Annotated in this window: 18 protein-coding genes and 1 pseudogene; 11 read left to right on the forward strand and 8 right to left on the reverse strand. The window is 32.3% G+C overall.

The genetic code is table 11. The annotated features are described in order from the left end of the window. The first annotated feature begins 28 nt into the window (after positions 1-28). Entirely contained in the window at positions 29-502 is a 474-nt protein-coding gene (gene rlmH / locus DK508_RS07190) for a 23S rRNA (pseudouridine(1915)-N(3))-methyltransferase RlmH (protein WP_109300075.1), read from the forward strand. 19 nt (positions 503-521) lie between these two features. Here the strand turns inward: rlmH and DK508_RS07195 are convergent, their stop codons facing one another. Further along, positions 522-1,583 carry a hypothetical protein gene (locus DK508_RS07195; RefSeq protein ID WP_160114592.1) on the reverse strand — a complete coding sequence of 354 codons (1,062 nt, stop codon included), beginning with the start codon at positions 1,581-1,583 and terminating at the stop codon, positions 522-524. Between the two features lie 210 nt (positions 1,584-1,793). On the opposite strand from DK508_RS07195, the gene DK508_RS07200 reads away from it, so the two are divergent. The 6 genes from DK508_RS07200 to DK508_RS07225 all read left to right on the forward strand — a co-directional run bounded on the left by DK508_RS07200 (position 1,794) and on the right by DK508_RS07225 (position 6,008). Further along, positions 1,794-2,696 (forward strand): geranylgeranylglycerol-phosphate geranylgeranyltransferase, encoded by a 903-nt coding sequence (locus DK508_RS07200; protein ID WP_109300077.1) that lies wholly within the window; start codon positions 1,794-1,796, stop codon positions 2,694-2,696. Positions 2,697-2,699: 3 nt separating this feature from the next. Continuing rightward, positions 2,700-3,287, forward strand: a complete 588-nt coding sequence (locus DK508_RS07205; protein ID WP_109300078.1) for a Maf-like protein — start codon at positions 2,700-2,702, stop codon at positions 3,285-3,287. A gap of 38 nt (positions 3,288-3,325) precedes the next feature. Next, a complete protein-coding gene (locus DK508_RS07210) occupies positions 3,326-4,261 on the forward strand; it encodes a septum formation inhibitor Maf (protein ID WP_109300079.1) in 936 nt (311 codons plus the stop codon). 23 nt (positions 4,262-4,284) lie between these two features. Then, positions 4,285-4,572 carry a 4a-hydroxytetrahydrobiopterin dehydratase gene (locus DK508_RS07215; RefSeq protein ID WP_109300080.1) on the forward strand — a complete coding sequence of 96 codons (288 nt, stop codon included), beginning with the start codon at positions 4,285-4,287 and terminating at the stop codon, positions 4,570-4,572. Positions 4,573-4,680: 108 nt separating this feature from the next. Further along, the gene (locus DK508_RS07220; RefSeq protein WP_109300081.1) at positions 4,681-5,403 is read left to right on the forward strand and encodes a YebC/PmpR family DNA-binding transcriptional regulator; all 723 of its coding nucleotides are present in this window, start codon (positions 4,681-4,683) and stop codon (positions 5,401-5,403) included. 104 nt (positions 5,404-5,507) lie between these two features. Next, positions 5,508-6,008: a hypothetical protein gene (locus tag DK508_RS07225; RefSeq protein ID WP_235016320.1), complete on the forward strand. Its 501-nt coding sequence runs from the start codon at positions 5,508-5,510 to the stop codon at positions 6,006-6,008. Here DK508_RS07225 and DK508_RS07230 read toward each other — a convergent pair. From DK508_RS07230 to DK508_RS07240, 4 genes and pseudogenes are all read right to left on the reverse strand, one after another. Further along, positions 6,005-6,559 carry a 1-acyl-sn-glycerol-3-phosphate acyltransferase gene (locus DK508_RS07230; protein WP_109300083.1) on the reverse strand — a complete coding sequence of 185 codons (555 nt, stop codon included), beginning with the start codon at positions 6,557-6,559 and terminating at the stop codon, positions 6,005-6,007. The genes DK508_RS07225 and DK508_RS07230 overlap by 4 nt on opposite strands. A gap of 24 nt (positions 6,560-6,583) precedes the next feature. Continuing rightward, positions 6,584-7,645: an iron-containing alcohol dehydrogenase family protein gene (locus DK508_RS21445; RefSeq protein ID WP_235016349.1), complete on the reverse strand. Its 1,062-nt coding sequence runs from the start codon at positions 7,643-7,645 to the stop codon at positions 6,584-6,586. A 78-nt stretch (positions 7,646-7,723) separates the two neighbouring features. Beyond that, positions 7,724-8,428, reverse strand: a pseudogene (gene kdsB / locus DK508_RS21450) (3-deoxy-manno-octulosonate cytidylyltransferase); the annotation flags it as partial. A 159-nt stretch (positions 8,429-8,587) separates the two neighbouring features. Next, positions 8,588-10,015, reverse strand: coding sequence for an ATP-dependent RecD-like DNA helicase (locus DK508_RS07240; protein WP_109300085.1), 1,428 nt, complete (start codon positions 10,013-10,015; stop codon positions 8,588-8,590). 135 nt (positions 10,016-10,150) lie between these two features. Between DK508_RS07240 and DK508_RS07245 the strand changes: the two genes are divergently transcribed. From DK508_RS07245 to DK508_RS07255, 3 genes are read left to right on the forward strand one after another with little or no spacing between them, the layout of a single operon-like run. Continuing rightward, entirely contained in the window at positions 10,151-10,795 is a 645-nt protein-coding gene (locus tag DK508_RS07245) for a hypothetical protein (protein ID WP_109300086.1), read from the forward strand. Next, positions 10,776-11,600, forward strand: coding sequence for a DUF3822 family protein (locus DK508_RS07250; protein ID WP_109300087.1), 825 nt, complete (start codon positions 10,776-10,778; stop codon positions 11,598-11,600). The genes DK508_RS07245 and DK508_RS07250 overlap by 20 nt, the downstream gene beginning before the upstream one ends. Before the next feature lies 1 nt (position 11,601). After that, a complete protein-coding gene (locus DK508_RS07255; RefSeq protein WP_109300088.1) occupies positions 11,602-12,138 on the forward strand; it encodes an RsmD family RNA methyltransferase in 537 nt (178 codons plus the stop codon). Between the two features lie 25 nt (positions 12,139-12,163). Here DK508_RS07255 and DK508_RS07260 read toward each other — a convergent pair whose 3' ends face one another. Next, on the reverse strand, positions 12,164-12,616 hold the full coding sequence (locus DK508_RS07260; RefSeq protein ID WP_109300089.1) for a hypothetical protein: 453 nt from the start codon (positions 12,614-12,616) through the stop codon (positions 12,164-12,166). 401 nt (positions 12,617-13,017) lie between these two features. Here DK508_RS07260 and DK508_RS07265 point away from each other — a divergent pair, with 401 nt between their 5' ends. Next, entirely contained in the window at positions 13,018-14,103 is a 1,086-nt protein-coding gene (locus tag DK508_RS07265; protein WP_160114593.1) for a tetratricopeptide repeat protein, read from the forward strand. A 2-nt stretch (positions 14,104-14,105) separates the two neighbouring features. Here DK508_RS07265 and DK508_RS07270 read toward each other — a convergent pair whose 3' ends face one another. Beyond that, a complete protein-coding gene (locus tag DK508_RS07270) occupies positions 14,106-15,008 on the reverse strand; it encodes an aldo/keto reductase family oxidoreductase (RefSeq protein ID WP_109300091.1) in 903 nt (300 codons plus the stop codon). Positions 15,009-15,042: 34 nt separating this feature from the next. Continuing rightward, the gene (locus DK508_RS07275; RefSeq protein ID WP_235016351.1) at positions 15,043-17,946 is read right to left on the reverse strand and encodes a glycoside hydrolase family 3 N-terminal domain-containing protein; all 2,904 of its coding nucleotides are present in this window, start codon (positions 17,944-17,946) and stop codon (positions 15,043-15,045) included. Between the last annotated feature and the right edge of the window lie 65 nt (positions 17,947-18,011).

Consider the following 18,011-nt stretch of genomic DNA (forward strand, 5'->3'; position numbering starts at 1 on the left):
GTAGCAAAGTAAATGCTAAATGTAAACTATGACGATAAAATTACTTGCTGTAGGCAAAACTGATCACAAACAGCTTAATGACCTTATTAATGAATATATCAAGAGGTTAGGGTTTTATATCAAATTTAATTTTGAAATAATACCAGATCTCAAAAATGTAAAAAACCTTAGTGAGATTCAACAAAAAGAAAAGGAAGGCAAGTTAATACTAGATAAATTAAACAATTCTGATGTTTTAATTTTATTAGATGAAAACGGAAAACAATATGATTCTGTAGGTTTTTCTGAATTACTTCAAAAACAAATGAACAGTGGTATTAAACAGTTAATATTTGTTATTGGTGGGCCTTATGGATTTAGCCCAGAAGTATATCATCGAGCAAATAGTAAATTATCACTTTCTAAAATGACGTTCTCTCATCAAATGATTCGCTTGTTTTTTGTAGAACAATTGTATAGAGGGTTGACTATTTTAAAGAACGAGCCTTACCATCACAGATAATTATCTAAATAAGAATATTCTAAACGATTTCCCTCTGCACGCTATCACTAATATTTTTAATGATATCTGCCATTCTATTACGTTCGTTATAAGAAGTTCTATCTGTCCAAGACCAAACAATAGAACCTGCCCATTGCATATCGGATAAAGCTACTCCCAAATCTTGAGCTAAAATAGTTGGCAAATTATGGTCATTATCATTACTACCTTCTTTAAAAGACAAATCATCAGGATAATACTCTCCTATGATTGCTTTTTTGTCAAGAGTATTTAGATTATACTCATTATGAAATGGTGATCCTTTTGATCGAGCCCAATTATAATAATGAATATTATAAAAATCCAAATACCCGAGTTTATCTTTTCCTTGCGATATTAAATTGTCATCAGAATATGCATTCCAGAACCCTTTTTGATCATCTTTAATACTAGTTAAAAATCCAAGAGCTCCATTTGTAATTTTCACATTAGGTTGATTTCTTCTTATTGCACCAGCGGTGCGATTAATAAATTTTTGAATATCTGTTATTTCTATTCTTTCTTTAAATCCTGTCCAATGCTTTGCGTATCTATTAGTCATTCCTTCGGGTTCATTAAAAATTTCCCAAGCAAATAAAGCCGGATGATTTCCAATAAAATTTACTAGGGGTACTAATGCATTTTCTATATAAGCATTTAAATACTCATCTTGAGTAAGCAACTTTTTATTCCTATTTACATCTGCTCCCCATTGTTCTTTTAACATATCAAAAGACCATAAACAGATTTGCACTTTAAGCTCTTTACGATGTGCTAAATCCAATATTTTTTTTACATCTTCATGAAAAAAAGAAGGATTTGCAACTACTTTTTGGTCAGTATCAAAAGTCGGATTAGTTGATCCATTGGTATGATACCACCAACGTATCATATTTCCTCCTAGATTTTTAACAAAATCCATTGCCTCTTCAAATTTGTCTAACTTTGGGTGATATTCTTTTTCAGGAAAGAAAGGATCAACTCCAACATCTCTTCCAAATTCTATCCAGGCCAAATTCATTCCGTTCACGAAAGGGAAATCAGGCAAAAAGTGTTCATCCATATTTTTCAATTATAATTATGAATTCTAATTCTATTTTTAAAACCTTATCAAGGTACTCATAATTAATATCTTTATCATCACTTTCTATAAACAACCAACGATGAACAAGTTATAACTCTTGCGCCTATACACTCTAGACATTACGAATATAACAACCGTAGAAATTACTATTAATTATTACATTTGCTAACTAACAAACCAAACTTTTCTATGCTGGCCTATTTTAAGCTTATAAAAATCGATAACCTACTATTAATAGCACTTGCTCAAGTCTTTATAAAATATGGTCTTTTTGAACCCTTTGGTATTGCAATTACACTTAATGGTTTTGGTATAGCTTTATTAATTATAGCTACCGTTTCTATAGCGGCAGCAGGAAATGTGATTATAGAAATTTATGATCAAGAAAGTTCCAACTCAAAAGAGTTTATTTTTGGTTCAATTACAGAAAAATCTGCTAACAGATTATTCATTGTTTTAAATGTAATTGGAGTATTAATTGGATTTTATTTAGCCAATTTGGTAGGTAGACCAGGGTTTGCAGCACTTTTTGTTATCACATCCGGAATTTTTTATGTCTATGCCTCTTATTTAAAAGAAGTTCTTGTTGTTAAAAATGTGATTATTGGTTTATTGGTAGCGCTAAGTCTTATAGTAGTAGGTATTTTTGATCTCCTACCCGCTATAACTGAAAAAAATCGAGTATCACAAACTACTATTTTCTCTATTATTTTTGATTATGCCATATTCGCTTTTTTGATTGTTTGTTTAAGAGAAATTATCAAGGACTGTATTCGAATAGATAAAGATCATAATACAGGAGTTACCACTATCCCTATTACATTAGGAAAAGAACGAACTATAAAACTGATTGGTATTTTAACTGTTCTTCCTATTGTTGCACTTATCTATTATATCTATACGTATCTTTTTTCGAACACTGTAGCTGTTATTCTTGTTTTAGTATCGATAATTGCTCCTCTTATATATTTTATTATTAGAACCTTTACAGCAGAATCGAATAAACAATTAACAATACTCAAGCTTATACTTAAGATTGTTCTTGTAATGGCTACGTTATCCCTTATGTTTTATCAGTATATTTTAAAATAAGTTATGCTAAACGATTTACTTAAAGAGTATCATATTATCCTTGCTTCTGGATCACCAAGAAGACAACAGTTTTTTAAAGATTTAGCATTAGATTTCACTATTAAGTTAAGAGAAGTAGACGAAATTTATCCTAAACACCTAGTAGCTCACGAAATCTCTGATTATTTAGCAAAACTTAAATCCGATGCTTTTGATGATTTACATCCTAATGATATTTTAATCACTAGTGATACTATTGTATGGCACAAAAATCAAGCATTGGGAAAACCTAAAGATCTAGAAGAGGCCACAAAAATGATTGCCTCCCTATCTGATAATACTCATGAAGTAATCACTTCGGTATGTTTTAAAAATAAAGGCACTATTAAAATTGTACATCAAAGCACCGAGGTGACCTTTAAACCTCTCTCTATTCAAGAAATTGAGTACTATGTATCAAAATACAAACCACTTGATAAAGCAGGAGCATATGGCATTCAAGAGTGGATTGGTTTTATCGGTATCACCAATATCGAAGGTAGTTATTTTAATGTAATGGGGCTACCAACACACCTTGTTTATGAAACGTTAATTGAAATTGCCAGATCATAGCTTTGTCGTAATTTGCATTAAAAGCAATTAAGAAAATTATGAAAAGGTCAATACTATTGTTTGGGGTTTTAGCCATGCTGGTTATCATAGCTTGTAGTAATGTAATAGCTGATAAATCATCTAACACCGTAGAAAAAAAAGAAACTATAGGTGAAGATCCTTTAGCCAAAGAACTATCTAAAAACTTTAAAGAATACTGGTACGCTGGCAATGCCGAAATATCATCATATCAACTCGAACAAGCTAGATATGGCGAAATCAGAAAAGGAACCGCAGTGCTTATTTATGTTACCGAAGATTTTCTATCCAAGGAACAGGTAAAAGCCGATTATCAAAATCCGGATAACATACCTGTGCTCAAATTAAATGCAACCAAAAAGTTTAATACGGGCATCTACCCCTATTCTATCATGCAAAGCACATTTTATCCTGTAGCTGATAATAGACATGCTGTAAAAGTATCTAGCTCTATGCAAGAATGGTGCGGGCATGTGTATGCGCAATTAAACAATAGAAAAGATTTTGAAATCTTATCTCATTCATATTTTCAAGGAGAAGCCGATCAAGAATTCACACTTGACAAAGCTATATTAGAAAATGAAATATGGACAAAAATTAGAATCGCTCCACAAGATTTGCCTATAGGGGATGTACAAATTATCCCATCATTTGAATATTGTAGATTAAGACATAAAGAAATAAAAGCCTATTCTGCAAAAGCAACATTAAAAAAACAAGAAGGCCTACAGACATATACGATTGCATATCCAGAACTTAACAGAAGCGTTAGCATCACTTTTAAAGCCACTTTCCCTTATGAGATTGAAGGTTGGTCAGAAACTTTTAAAAGTGGATTTGGCCCTAAAGCTAAAGAACTTACAACTAAAGCCACAAAATTAAAAAGTATAAAATCTGCGTACTGGGGCAAAAACAGTAATAAAGACGAGGTTCTACGCGAAGAGTTAGGACTGTAAATTTAATAGCACAAAAAATATTTATGAAAAAACTTACAGAAGAACAAATCCTAAACCAACTCAAAGAAGTTGATGGATGGGAATATCATGACAATGCTATTCACACTACTTTTGAATTTAAGGATTTTAAAGATGCTTTTTCGGTTATGACAAGAATCGCTTTCGAAGCCGAAGCTCAAAGTCACCACCCCGATTGGTCTAATGTGTATAACAAATTACATATCTCATTATCTACTCATGATGCAGGAGGCATTACTGAAAATGATTTTACACTTGCCAAGACAATAGATCAAATTATAGAAGGAGAATAATACAACTTCTAGACATCTTGAGTCCAAAATTCAATATTCATCTTAAATAAACATTTGTCAAAAACTTGGTTTCTACTTATGTTTGTATTTAGATTTTAATTTTAGCATATGGGAAGAGCTTTTGAATTTAGAAAAGCACGTAAGATGAAACGTTGGTCAGCTATGGCCAAAGCGTTTACTAGAATAGGTAAAGATATTGTAATGGCTGTTAAGGAAGGTGGTCCAGATCCGGATTCTAATTCTCGTCTAAGAGCTGTAATACAGAATGCAAAGTCTGTAAACATGCCTAAAGATAATATTGAACGTGCCATAAAACGTGCTTCAGATAAAAATCAAGGTGATTACAAAGAAGTTCTTTTTGAAGGGTATGCTCCTCACGGAATTGCCATTTTAGTAGAAACAGCAACCGATAACAATAATAGAACAGTAGCCAATATCAGGTCATATTTTAATAAATGTGATGGTAATTTAGGAACCTCTGGATCTGTTGAGTTTATGTTCGATCATACTTGTAATTTTAGAATTAACGGAGAAGGTATTGACCCAGAAGAATTAGAACTTGAATTTATCGATTTTGGAGCCGAAGAAGTTTTTCAAGATGATGATGGTATATTAATCTATGCTCCTTTTGGTAGTTTTGGTACGATACAAAAAGAATTAGAAGGTCGCGAAATTGAAATTTTATCTTCTGGTTTTGAGCGTATCCCACAAGTCACTAAAAAAATTACAGCAGATCAAGCTGCAGATGTAGAGAAACTATTAGAGAAAATAGAAGAAGATGACGATGTGCAAAATGTGTATCATACCATGGAAGAATCTTCACCAGAATAATATAACACCATAAATACAACCGTACTATTAGAGCTTAACACATGTTAGGCTCTTTTTTTGTTATGTTTACTATATACATACGACTATCCTTAAAACAACATAACATGAATCGACTACTTATAACTTTAGTACTTTTGGGAAGTTTTTACTCGTATTCTCAAAATATGAATAATTCTATTTTACAGGAGATTATACAAAAAAAAGCGGATACTTTGGATGGAGTAAGTGGTAATTGGAAATTTATCTACAAAGAGATCCCAATGTTATGTGTTACTGATGAAACTAATAATAGAATGAGGATTATTTCACCTATAACCGAATCCAGTAATCTAGATGAAGATTTATTATTAGACGCTATGACTGCTAATTTTCACTCTGCATTAGATGTAAAGTATGCCATCTCTAACGGAATATTATGGTCGGCCTACATTCATCCTCTTAAAGAACTAACTCCCGAGCAATTAGAAAATGCTATATCTCAAGTGTATTATGCAGCAAAAACCTTTGGAACTACTTTCTCAAGTACCGAGCTTCTTTTTGGAGGTAATACTATCCAAAAAGATTCAGAACCAAAAATTAAAGAAAATAAAACTCATAAATTCTAATCAGTATTAAAACTGTATTTAGCAGTTTTACCTTTAACTCCTTTAAAAAAACCATACATAAATTTTAGATCCTCCTCCATGTCATCAGTAGGGTAAAAGGGTTCTGAAATTACATTTTGTTTTTTTCCAAAATCAAACGTCACCATAATAATGGGCACCGAAGCTGCTTTTGCTATATGATAAAATCCAGTTTTCCATTCGGTCACTTTTTTTCGCGTACCTTCTGGGGCTATTGCTAATCGTAGTACATCTCTTTTCTCAAAAAGCTCTGCAATAGCTTCTACTTTATTTTGACCTGGAGTTCTATCTAAAGGGATACCTCCTACTCGTTTAAGATACCATCCTATAGGCCACTTAAAAAGTTCTTTTTTCCCTAAGAAGCTTATTTTTAAATCTTTGACTTGTCGTATTAATAAACCTATGTAGAAATCATGCCAACTGGTATGCGGCACGACAATAATCATACACTTTTTTACTGTTTCTTTACTAAAATCACCAATGGCTTTCCACCCGAGAATCCTATGATAGATAAAAGAAGAAAAACGTTTCATAAGCAATCAATTAGAAATACTGCTCTATAAAGAACGATAAATTTTCTTTAATTTATCCGCATTTATTTTTAATTTCCAGTCTGGACCTAAGGCATTCTCCCACAAGGGTTCCAAACTCAAAGCAACAGAGGTCATTACATTTAATTGATCTTCTGTTACATTTGCACAAATTCCCTCAGGAAGTTCTATCCCATGAAAATCTTTCATTTTTTTGAAGACGGCAACTCCTTCTGGATAATATTCTTCTAATTTATCAAAAACAATACAGTTACCAATCCCATGTTTTGTACCTAACACGTACGCCAATCCATAACTCATAGCATGAGCAACCCCAACTTGAGAATACGCAATGCTCATCCCACCGTGCCATGAAGCCATCATCAATTTGGCATCTGCTTCTTCTTTGGCTAATGAATTATCAAGAAAAATTTCTTTACAAAGATCTAAAGCTTTTTCGCCATAACTTTGGCTAAAAGCATTTAAATATGTTCCATTAAGAGATTCTATACAATGAATATAACAATCCATCCCAGTATAAAACCATTGATCTTTTGGTACTCCCCTAATCAATTCAGGATCAAGCACTACTTGATCAAAAGGGGTGAAATCTGAATTTATCCCTAATTTACGCTCAGGTCCAGTAAGAACTGTAGTTCTTGATACTTCTGCCCCTGTTCCCGAAATCGTTGGAACTCCAACATGAAACAAAGCTTTGTTTTGTACTAAATCCCATCCTTGATAATCAGCAGCGCTCCCCGGATTCGTCATCAAAATAGCTACTGCCTTTGACAAATCTAGAATAGAGCCACCTCCTATACCAATAATTCCACTTGGAACATATTGATAGTCATTTTTGATTTTGGATACAATAGCATCTACCTGTGAAGTTTTAGGTTCTTCGGCTGTGGAGACATAGATCAATTCATCACTAGAAGAAAGAGGTATTCTACTCTCAATAAAAGAGGTATTACTTTCAAAAACATCATCAATCAAATATATAAATGGAGATACTCCTTTGCGTTCGCAAGAAATTATTTCACCAATTTGATTAAAAGATCCATTTCCAAAGACCACTTTAGGTACCATTGGAAAATTCTTGTGTATTAAATTCTGTACTTCGGAAGTAGGAATAGATTTCGTACTCAATGGATTTATATTATTAATTATTTTTTTTGCTCGTTCTAAATCTTCCGGGGTATCAATTTCAACACCTTCATGTTGTGTTTCGATCATCTTAATATTCTTACCATATTCGAGATATCGGATACATTCTATTTTTTCAGAGGCTTCCAATTCTCGCATAGGTAATTTATAAAAATCTAAAATAGCTTGTTTCTTAAACGCATAAACGCCTTTATGCTTATGATATGTATAATCTATTTCTTTATCTCTAGGATAAGGAATAGGAGCTCTAGAAAAGTATAAAGCATAATCATTTTCATCAACTATTACCTTTACACTATTAGGATTCATAATATCATCCCAATCATCAATAGGTGTCATTAAACTTGCCAAGTCTATGCGATCAGCATCTTCTTCGTAAAAAACACTAAGTACTTTCTCTAAGCTTTCGCGTTCTGTAAAGGGTTCATCTCCCTGTACATTGACTACTATATCAAAGTCCATATCCTCTACTGCTTCAGCAATTCGGTCGCTTCCACAGCTATGTTCTTTTTTACTCATGATGGCTTTACCTCCACAAGCTATTATTTCTTGAAAAATTATATCACTATCCGTAACCACATATACGGCATCAAAAAGTTCAGTGTTAACAGTAGCTTCGTACGTTCTTCTAATAACACTTTTTCCACCAAGATCCTGCATGAGCTTACCTGGAAAACGTGTGGCAGCATACCTCGCAGGAATCATTGCGATAGTCTTTAGAGTATTTTTATTCAAAATGTTTTGCTTTTCTGAACTAGCAAAAATAACTTTTTTAAATCAATTTTTGAACCAACGAAACTATTTAGTTTCCCTGAAAATTCTTAAAAAAATCTTAAATCATAGAAAATAAAGCACTTAAACCTATCAGGTTTCTATAAAAAAGTCATTTTTAAACCCAATTAAATATAATTTTTTCTTAGCTCTGGTAACTGCCGTGTATAACCAGCGTAAATAATCTTTGGTAATTCCATCAGGTAAATAAGGTTGTTCTATAAACACTGTATCCCATTGCCCTCCTTGTGATTTATGGCAAGTGATTGCATAAGAAAATTTCACTTGTAAACCATTAAAATATTTATTATTCTTCACCCCCAGAAACTTCTTATACTTGGACCTTTCTCCATCAAAATCCTTCATAACCTCTTGATATAATTTATTTGATTCTTCGTACGACAATGATGGGGTTTCAGAAGTTAATGTATCTAATAACAGGACAGTTTCAAAAGGCTGTTGATTAGGATAATCAATCATACTAATTTTTACCTCGGCAAATCTGAAGCCATATAGTTCTTTTATAGCATAAATCTCCAAAATCTTGATTATATCTCCATTTGCGATAAAACCTGCTTCACTTTTATTATCCAACCAGAAATAATTATTCTTCACTACCATCAAATAATCCCCTGTAGACAATTCGTCTTCTTGAAAAAGAATTCGAGAACGTATTTGTTGGTTATATAGGTTCGCCCTTTTGTTAGAACGAAGTATAATAACCGATTCTTCATGACCCGAACTAGAGTACGATTCATTTAATGCATCCATTATCTCATGCCCATCCTGAAATCTTACAATATCTGTATAATTCCCTATTTCAAATTGAAAAGTATCATAAAACCCATCGTTAAGCAATTCCCGCAACCGTGTAGCATTCATTAAAACCCCACTGTTTTCGGCTTGCCTTACCACCTCATCTAATTCAATTTGCACAACATCCTTATTAAACCCAATTTCTAAGTTATCAAAATCTAAAGCTGGGCTCACTTCTAGTTTTATCGGTGGTAATTGAGCTGTATCCCCTATAAAAAGAATTTTACAATTATGACCCGAATACACAAACATCATTAAATCATCTAACAAAGAGCCATTTTCAAAAAGTTTACTGTCACTTGGCGTATCTGGTATCATCGAAGCCTCGTCGATAATAAAAATAGTATTTCTATTTTTATTTTGTTTTAATTGAAAAGCCACACCACCCGCTTTATCCTTTTTTGGATAATAAATATATCTATGAATCGTTTGGGCCTGTCTTCCTGAGTAGTTGCTAATTACTTTTGCTGCCCTGCCTGTTGGCGCCAATAGGACTGAGCTGAGTTTAGCTTTCCATAAATTCTTAACCAACGTACCTATTAAAGTAGTTTTCCCGGTCCCGGCATATCCTTTAAGTAAAAAAAGAGATTCTTTTGATCCTTCTAAAATAAAATGAGATAGTTTTTGTAATACTATATCTTGTTTCAAAGTAGGTTCAAATGGGAAATCTTTTTTCAACAACTCATAAAACTCTTTTTCCCGCATTTAAATTTTTTATATAGTATTTATACTTTAGTTAATAAATCAAAGATAGGAATGATTTTTTGGCAATAAACTTTTACGATTAAAAAAAAATTGTAGATTTGCGTATACACTAATGTTTAAAGCTAAAATCATAAAATGAAAATTGTTATTCAATTAGTTCTGTGGGTGGTTATAGGAATTCTAGGATACTTAGTATTCAATTCTGTAAATGGTCCTGTGAAATTCAATAAAGTAAAACAAGTAAGATATGCTCAAGCTGTTGAAAATCTAAGGGATATCCGCGCAGCACAGCTAGCGTATAGAACCATAACTGGGAAATTTGAAAAGAACCCTGAAAAATTAATATCTTTTATAGATACGGCAAAGTTTACGCTTACCCAAAGAAGAGATTCTAGTTTTATCAGATTCAATAAAATACTAAAAATTGACGAACCAAGAGATACTGTAGTAATCGACACTTTAGGATATGCATCTGTTAAAGATTCATTGTTCAAAACTGGAAATCATAAAAATATGATGAAAGTTCCTATTGAAGGCGTTGATGCTAATTTTGAATTAGATGCTGGTTATATCAATAAAAATGATCTTAGAATTGCAGTTTTCGAAGCCAAAGTTGCTAAAGATGTTCTATTACATGATCAAGATAAAGATCTACTAGCTCAAGAGAGAGAAGTAGTTTCTGTTGATGGAGTAGATGGTCCTTATCTTTTAGTAGGATCAATGACAGAAGTAAACACTTCTGGTAATTGGCCAAGAACTTATGGTGCAAACGACCAATAATATAATTGATAATACATCAAACACATTGTCCATTCAGGTAAGCCTGAATGGACTTTCTTTTTGTACAATAGATTCTGAAAATCAGGTCACGGCTATTGAACAAGATAATTTTGGAATACGATTAACTCCAGAACAAGTATTAGATAAAATAAAATACACTTTTGATAATAACCCTATCTTAAAAAGTGATTTTAAAATTATTGAGGTTATTTATCACAATGACCTTTATTCGTTAGTACCAAAGCCGTTATTTGATTCTAACGCAATAAAGCTGTATCTTCAATATAACATCAAAGTATTAGCAACCGATTTTATAGTGTATGATGAGTTGGAACAACATGATATGGTTTCTGTATATATCCCCTACGCCAACATAAATAATTTCTTTTTTGATACTTTTGGATCATTCACATATAAACACGCCAGTACAATATTGGTTAATTCTTTACTAGCACAAGAAAAAAACAATGATGGTACCAATGTATTTGTCAACATGAATGATACGTGTTTTGACTTAATTATTATTGGTAAAGGGAAATTGATTTTGGCTAATACCTATCATCATGAAACCAAAGAAGATTTCTTGTACTACTTATTGTTCGCTATCGAACAGTTAAAGTTAAATCCTGAAGAATTAAAATTATTCTTTTTGGGCGATATAACTACAGAAAGCGAATACTACACTATTACTTATAAATATATTCGTAATGTAGGTTTTGGAAAGCATTATAAAGAGCCTAAACTATCTCCAAATATTAGTACTATTAAACCTCATGAACATTTCATCTTATTAAGCCACTTCTAATATGAGAATCATTTCAGGAAAACATAAGGGTAAAAGATTATCTGCTCCAAAAAAGCTACCCGTTAGACCTACAACCGATATGGCAAAAGAGGGCTTGTTTAACATTCTCAACAATTCTTATAACTTCTCTAACCTTACTGTTATTGATCTTTTTTCGGGAACTGGTAATATTAGCTACGAATTTGCATCTAGAGGGACAAAAGAAATCACCGCGGTTGACGTTCATTATGCTTGTTTGGGATATATTAAAAATACCGCTAGCGAATTAGAACTACCCATACAAACAATAAAAAGTGATGTATATAGTTATCTAGAAAAAACAATCCATAAAGCCGATATCATTTTTGCTGATCCACCCTACAATTTTACCGAAGAACAATTCGTTAAAATTGCAGAACTGGTTTTCGCAAAAGAGTTACTAACTCAAAATGGTGTTCTTATCATTGAGCATTCGAAGTACACTTCTCTCGAAAAATCAGCGTACTTTAGCAACTCTAGAAAATATGGTGGCTCGGTATTTAGCTTCTTTGAAAACTAATAAAAATTATAAGAAATAAACTTTTCTAGGTACTCATCACGGATGTTCTTATAGAAAACTCATCTATTGTAGTGAGGTTGCTTAAAGAATCAATTTGATGCGAAGCATTATTTATTATGTCTTCATAAAACGATAATACTTTAGTATCAAATCCTGGAGTATCCTCTGCTGTGATTTTGAATATATCCATTTGATAAATAAAATTATTCAAAATATGATGACTAGAATTAAGCATCGCCTTATAAATATTAAGCTTTGCGTTTTCCATTTGGACCTTTTTACTGTTTCTTCTGGTATTTAAAAAGACAAATGTAAAAAAGATCAATAGAGGAATAATAGCCTCTTCAAATTCAAAGCGTCCTAAGCTTGCTAGAAATGACATTGCTCGTTCAAAAAGTTCTAATTCTAAAAGAATGGAGGATAAATAAATAAAAATAGACAATACCAATCCGATTAGTGATAATCTATACTTGTTCATTAGTGTGGGGGATTAAAGTTAGGGGGATGTGTTTTGTGTGGATGTTTGATTTTTACGGTTATACAATCATTATTAATTGTTTATTCGTTAAGAGTCTGACAGTTTAAATATAGGCAAAAAACTTTTTCGTGGTTCTATTTACAAGTATTTTAACATTAAAGTAATACTGAAAAACCGCAATTATCTACATTAAACAATTAAAAACAAAGTACTTAAGTCTAATTTAACGACATAGAAACAAGGGTCATTTTATGTTAATAACGTTAAGAATATTGTTGAAATACATTAAAATTTTTCTATCATTCTCTTAAAAAAAAGCATATTTTTTGTGAATAACTGGAAAAAACTGTTAATAAAAACAAAAAAAGCCTTATTTTATGGGTACCCCAAAATTACTTTATATGAAATATATTAACCTATACCTTAAATTAACCCTGTTCTCTATTAGTAGTTTAATTTTTTCTCAAGAAAAAAAAATTGATAGTTTAATTACATCTACTATTTCTATTACAGATTCTACCAATATTAATACTGCAGCAGATTTGATTTACGAATTAAGCCTACAAGAAAAATACAATCTTTGTCTTATCTATTGTGATAAATTAATAGAACTATCCAAATCTATTACACATCATAAGGGTGCTGGGAAAATTTATATTGAAAAAGCTAACATTTTAAATATTACTGATAAATCATCTGAAGCTATGCAAGGTTATGATCAAGCTGAACATTTTTTTAAATTATCGGGATACGATAAAGGTATTGCTGTAGTAAATAACAATAAAGCAGTTATTGAACATCGATTAGGAAATTTAGAAAAAAGCATAGCTCTTTTATTAAATGCTAATGTGTATTACGAAAAACTTAAAGACAGTATAAGTCTTGCCGACACTTTTAATAATATAGGTAATGTACACAATACACTGAATCAATCTCTAGATGCCAAAGAATATTACAAGAAATCAATAGAAATTAAACGTAAAAACAAACTTAAAAATCTAGCTTCAACATTAAACAATCTTGCCAATGTACATATCAATATTAAGGAAGTAGATTCTGCTATTACAATTTTGAACGAAGCTCTTGAAGAAGGTAAATTACAAAATGACAGTAGAAGCATTGCAGGAACATATATTGCCTTAGGAAAAATTTATCTAGATCAAAAAAACTATAAGAAAGCAAAAGAATATTTAGAAGCTTCTATGTTTGTAGGAGGTAAGACAGAATATACAAGTCGATTAGTAACAACCAAACACGCTTTAGCATTAATTGCATTAAAAACTGGAGATCTTGATCAGGCAGAAAAATACCTCACAAATGCAAGATCAAAATCTAAAGAATTAAATTACACCAATCATTTATTAACTAATTACAAATACAGCGCTCAGTTAGATTCTGCTAAAGGAGATTTTACCAGTGCAGCTAGATGGAAAAAGAAACATATGCTTCTTCTAAGTAAGGAGTCTAAAGATAAAAGTATAAAATAATCCTATGCAACTTCGGATCCCGTTGATGCTTCCCAGATCATGAACCACTCTTCATTAGTCATCTGAATATCCAAGGATTGAACTGCCGATTTAATTCTATTCACTTTTGTAGAACCTATGATTGGCAAAATACCTGATGGATGTTTTAAAATCCAAGCAGTAAGAATTTGATCCAATGTGGCACCATATTTTTCACCTAACTGATGAGCTACCTTATTAATTCGCATTACTCTTTCATTAGTAGTATTAGCAAAGAACTTCCCTCCTGCTAGAGTTGAATATCCCATTGGAGTAATTTTCTTAGAAAGACACTGATCCAATGTCCCATCAAGAAATGGCTCTAGATGAAGTGGAGAAATCTCTATTTGATTTGTGGCTAAAGGAACAAAATTGTTTAACATTTCAAATTGAGAGGTGGTAAAATTAGATACACCGAAGTCTTTTACTTTACCTTCTTTTTTAAGTTTTACAAAAGCTTCTGCAATCTCTTGTGGGTCCATTAACGGACTCGGCCTATGTATTAGAAGCAGATCAATATAATCGGTATGCAAATGTTTTAGAGACTGTTCTACAGATTGGGTAATGTAACTAGCACTTATATCGTATGATTTGATTTTATTATCTGGTCGATTAGGTGTAACCAGCTTTATTCCACATTTGGTTATTAATTGTAGTTGATTTCTAAGCGAAGAGTTATTTTTTATTGCTTTTCCAAATAGTTCTTCGGTTGTATAATGTCCATATATATCAGCATGATCAAAAGTAGTAACCTTTATTTCTAAACACTCTTCAATTAACTTTTGTACTTGAGATACTTCTAGATTTGCTCCCCACTCTCCCCAATTCATGCATCCTGCTACTATTCGCGAAAACATCGGACCATATTCTGACACTCTTATATTCATATTGAAATAGCTACTATTAGTTTTTTGGCTTAGACTAGTAATCTATCGCTTCATAAATTACTCTTTGTATCTCTGATCTAATATCATTAGATATCAATTTTCGATTTGCTGGATCCGGAAAAGTACGATTACTTAAAAACACATATACAATATCTTCTTCGGGATCTGCCCAGGTAAAAGTACCTGTAAAACCGCTATGACCAAAACTCGTTTTAGATATACAGCCACAAGTAGGCCCTACATCTCCTAATTGAGGTTTATCAAACCCTACTCCTCTTCTCACATCTTTATCACAATAATAGCAAGTATTAAACTCATCTAATGTTTGTGTTCTAAGATATTGTTTTCCTCCGTAGTACCCACCATTTAAATACATCTGCATAATTTTGGTCACATCATTGGCATTTGAAAATAACCCCGCATGCCCACCAATACCACCAAACATTGCAGCTCCTTGATCATGTACATAACCATGAATGATTTGGTTCCTAAATGCCTTATCATTTTCTGTAGGCACTATTCTTTTCTTTTTAAATTTGGACAATGGTAGATACGAAGTATTACTTGCCCCCAAGGGTCCATAAAAATGTTGTTGGGTAAGTGCATTTAAGGTATTATCGTAATGATTCTCTATATAAGATTTCAACAGATAAAAAGGTAAATCACTATACTTATAACGAAGCCTTTTTCTTAATTCACTATCCTTGATTCTTAGCATTAAAGAATCTTTCATATCACTTCTAAAATAAAGGTTGTTAGTCACCTTGATATTAAACTCATCAGAAAAATTGTTCCTATAATATTTTTTATCTGGTTTTTGAGTAACCGTATCTAATGTTTTAAGATAAAAAGGAATCCATGCTCTCAATCTTGCGTAATGCGACAGCATTGACCTTAGGGTAATATCTTTTTTGTTAGAATCTTTAAAAGATGGTAGTAATTCACCAATACGAGAATCTAAAGAAACTAACCCCTTATCCTTCAACTCCATCGTAAGGGGTAAGGTTGCTAATATTTTGGTTAATGAAGCTAAGTCATAAATATCATCTCCTTTTACTTTTCGTATTTTATTATAGGTATGATATCCATAATTTTTATTAAAAATCACTTTCCCTTTTCTTGCCACGATTAATTGCAATCCAGGTGCCATCTTTTCTTTTAAGGTACGATTAACAATAGAATCTATCCTATTAAGTTTATATGAATTCATCCCTACACTTTCGGGTAAACCATATGATAATCTTTTTAAAGACCTAGTTTCCAAACCTGTACCTTCAGGAAAATCTTCTCTTAAACTCACCGGCAGTTTCCCTTTAGCTTCAAAAGCACCAAAAAGTAATTGAGCCGCCTTTTCTTGTGCTACAGTACTGTTTTGATAGGCCATCAAAATTCCTTCAAAATTAGTTGTAGTCAACATATCTAGCATGGCATATGGCCTAGCAAAAACATTAAGAATTGTAGTATTAAGTCTTGCTATTTCGTATAACCAGACCAATTCTTTATCCTTAAATTTATAATCTTTCCAAGGTGAAGCATTAGATTTATGAAAACCTACAATAACGTAATTGTATTCTTTAAGTTTTTCTATCATTTCACCTAATTGATTAGCTTTAATCCAATCTACTTTGGTATACTTATTAAGCTGTTGATAAAACGCATCTCCAGAATCATCTCCAAGCGAAACGTACGCTATCTTTTTTAGATCAAGATTTTTTACAGGAAGTGTTGCTCTATCATTTTTAATTAATGTTAGCGAGTTTTCAACCAACTCATGATGTAGCACTTCGTTTTTCACACTATTAAGTTCTTCATGTAAAAAGGAAAGATCAACAGGTTTATATTTATTGAGCCCAACCTTATATTTGGCTAAAAGAATTTTACGAACCGAGTGTGCCAAACGCTCCTCGGTAACAAGACCTGAGTAATATGCCGAAACAATTTTTTGCGATGCTAAAGGAACATCCTCAGATATTAATAACACATCATTACCTGCAAGAAAAGCCGCCAAATCTATCTCTCCTGGGCTTTTAAAATCCGAAGCACCCTTCATATTTAATGCATCTGTAAAGATAAGGCCCTTAAACCTCAAATCATCCTTAAGTAAATTGGTTACGACATTTTTTGAAATTGAAGAAGGATAATTTGATCTAGACTCAAGGCTCGGAATATTAAGATGAGCCACCATTACACTAGACAACCCTTCATTAATAAGTTTACGATACGGAAACAATTCTATATTATCTATTCTTTCTGCATCAAAACTAATCGTTGGCAAGGTTTTATGCGAATCGCTATCGGTATCCCCATGACCAGGAAAATGTTTTGCACTGGCCAAAACTCCTTCTTTTTGCATTCCTTTCATAAATGCCAGAGCTTTTTGTGTTACTTTATCTCTATCCTCACCAAAAGATCGATTTCCGATTATTGGATTTTTAGGATTGGTATTAATATCAACAACAGGAGCAAAATTGATATGCACTCCCAGGCGTTTACAATGCCTTGCAATTTGTCTTCCGGTTTCCTCGATCAGTTTATCATCTTGTATAGCACCCAAAGTCATATTCCAAGGAAAAGCTTGAGTAGAATCTAATCGCATAGCCAATCCCCATTCGGCATCCATTCCTATTAACAAAGGTACTTTAGAAAGTGATTGATACTCGTTATTAAGTTTGGCTTGTCGTTTGGGACCTCCTTTAGAAAAAATCACTCCGCCAATATGGTATTCTTCAATAAGTTGTTTTAATTTATCTGTATCCTTTTTTGGGTTCGAAGAAAATACATCTACCATAAAAAGTTGGCCAATTTTTTCTTTAAGCGTCAGCGTATTATACACGCTATCTACCCATCGTTTTTGAGTTTCAAAATCATCAACTATTAATGGACCTGTTTGTTTCTTGACTACAGTCAATATAGAATCGTTGGACTCGGTACTTACCACTGCCAAAGAATCTATTGTTTGGGCATAAGACCCAAGACAAACGAAAAGAAATATTAAAAAAGAAA

The sequence above is a fragment of the Aquimarina sp. AU474 genome (assembly GCF_900312815.1).
Lineage (GTDB): Bacteria > Bacteroidota > Bacteroidia > Flavobacteriales > Flavobacteriaceae > Aquimarina.

Coding starts and splice junctions, on each gene's coding strand:
- DK508_RS07265 (WP_160114593.1), top strand. CDS start 13,018: ATGAAATATATTAACCTATACCTTAAATTAACCCTGTTCTCTATTAGT.
- DK508_RS07220 (WP_109300081.1), top strand. CDS start 4,681: ATGGGAAGAGCTTTTGAATTTAGAAAAGCACGTAAGATGAAACGTTGG.
- rlmH (WP_109300075.1), top strand. CDS start 29: ATGACGATAAAATTACTTGCTGTAGGCAAAACTGATCACAAACAGCTT.
- DK508_RS07250 (WP_109300087.1), top strand. CDS start 10,776: ATGGTGCAAACGACCAATAATATAATTGATAATACATCAAACACATTG.
- DK508_RS07240 (WP_109300085.1), bottom strand. CDS start 10,015: ATGCGGGAAAAAGAGTTTTATGAGTTGTTGAAAAAAGATTTCCCATTT.
- DK508_RS07260 (WP_109300089.1), bottom strand. CDS start 12,616: ATGAACAAGTATAGATTATCACTAATCGGATTGGTATTGTCTATTTTT.
- DK508_RS07230 (WP_109300083.1), bottom strand. CDS start 6,559: ATGAAACGTTTTTCTTCTTTTATCTATCATAGGATTCTCGGGTGGAAA.
- DK508_RS07245 (WP_109300086.1), top strand. CDS start 10,151: ATGAAAATTGTTATTCAATTAGTTCTGTGGGTGGTTATAGGAATTCTA.
- DK508_RS07270 (WP_109300091.1), bottom strand. CDS start 15,008: ATGAATATAAGAGTGTCAGAATATGGTCCGATGTTTTCGCGAATAGTA.
- DK508_RS07195 (WP_160114592.1), bottom strand. CDS start 1,583: ATGGATGAACACTTTTTGCCTGATTTCCCTTTCGTGAACGGAATGAAT.
- DK508_RS07200 (WP_109300077.1), top strand. CDS start 1,794: ATGCTGGCCTATTTTAAGCTTATAAAAATCGATAACCTACTATTAATA.
- DK508_RS07215 (WP_109300080.1), top strand. CDS start 4,285: ATGAAAAAACTTACAGAAGAACAAATCCTAAACCAACTCAAAGAAGTT.
- DK508_RS07255 (WP_109300088.1), top strand. CDS start 11,602: ATGAGAATCATTTCAGGAAAACATAAGGGTAAAAGATTATCTGCTCCA.
- DK508_RS07205 (WP_109300078.1), top strand. CDS start 2,700: ATGCTAAACGATTTACTTAAAGAGTATCATATTATCCTTGCTTCTGGA.
- DK508_RS21445 (WP_235016349.1), bottom strand. CDS start 7,645: ATGGTACCTAAAGTGGTCTTTGGAAATGGATCTTTTAATCAAATTGGT.
- DK508_RS07225 (WP_235016320.1), top strand. CDS start 5,508: ATGAATCGACTACTTATAACTTTAGTACTTTTGGGAAGTTTTTACTCG.
- DK508_RS07210 (WP_109300079.1), top strand. CDS start 3,326: ATGAAAAGGTCAATACTATTGTTTGGGGTTTTAGCCATGCTGGTTATC.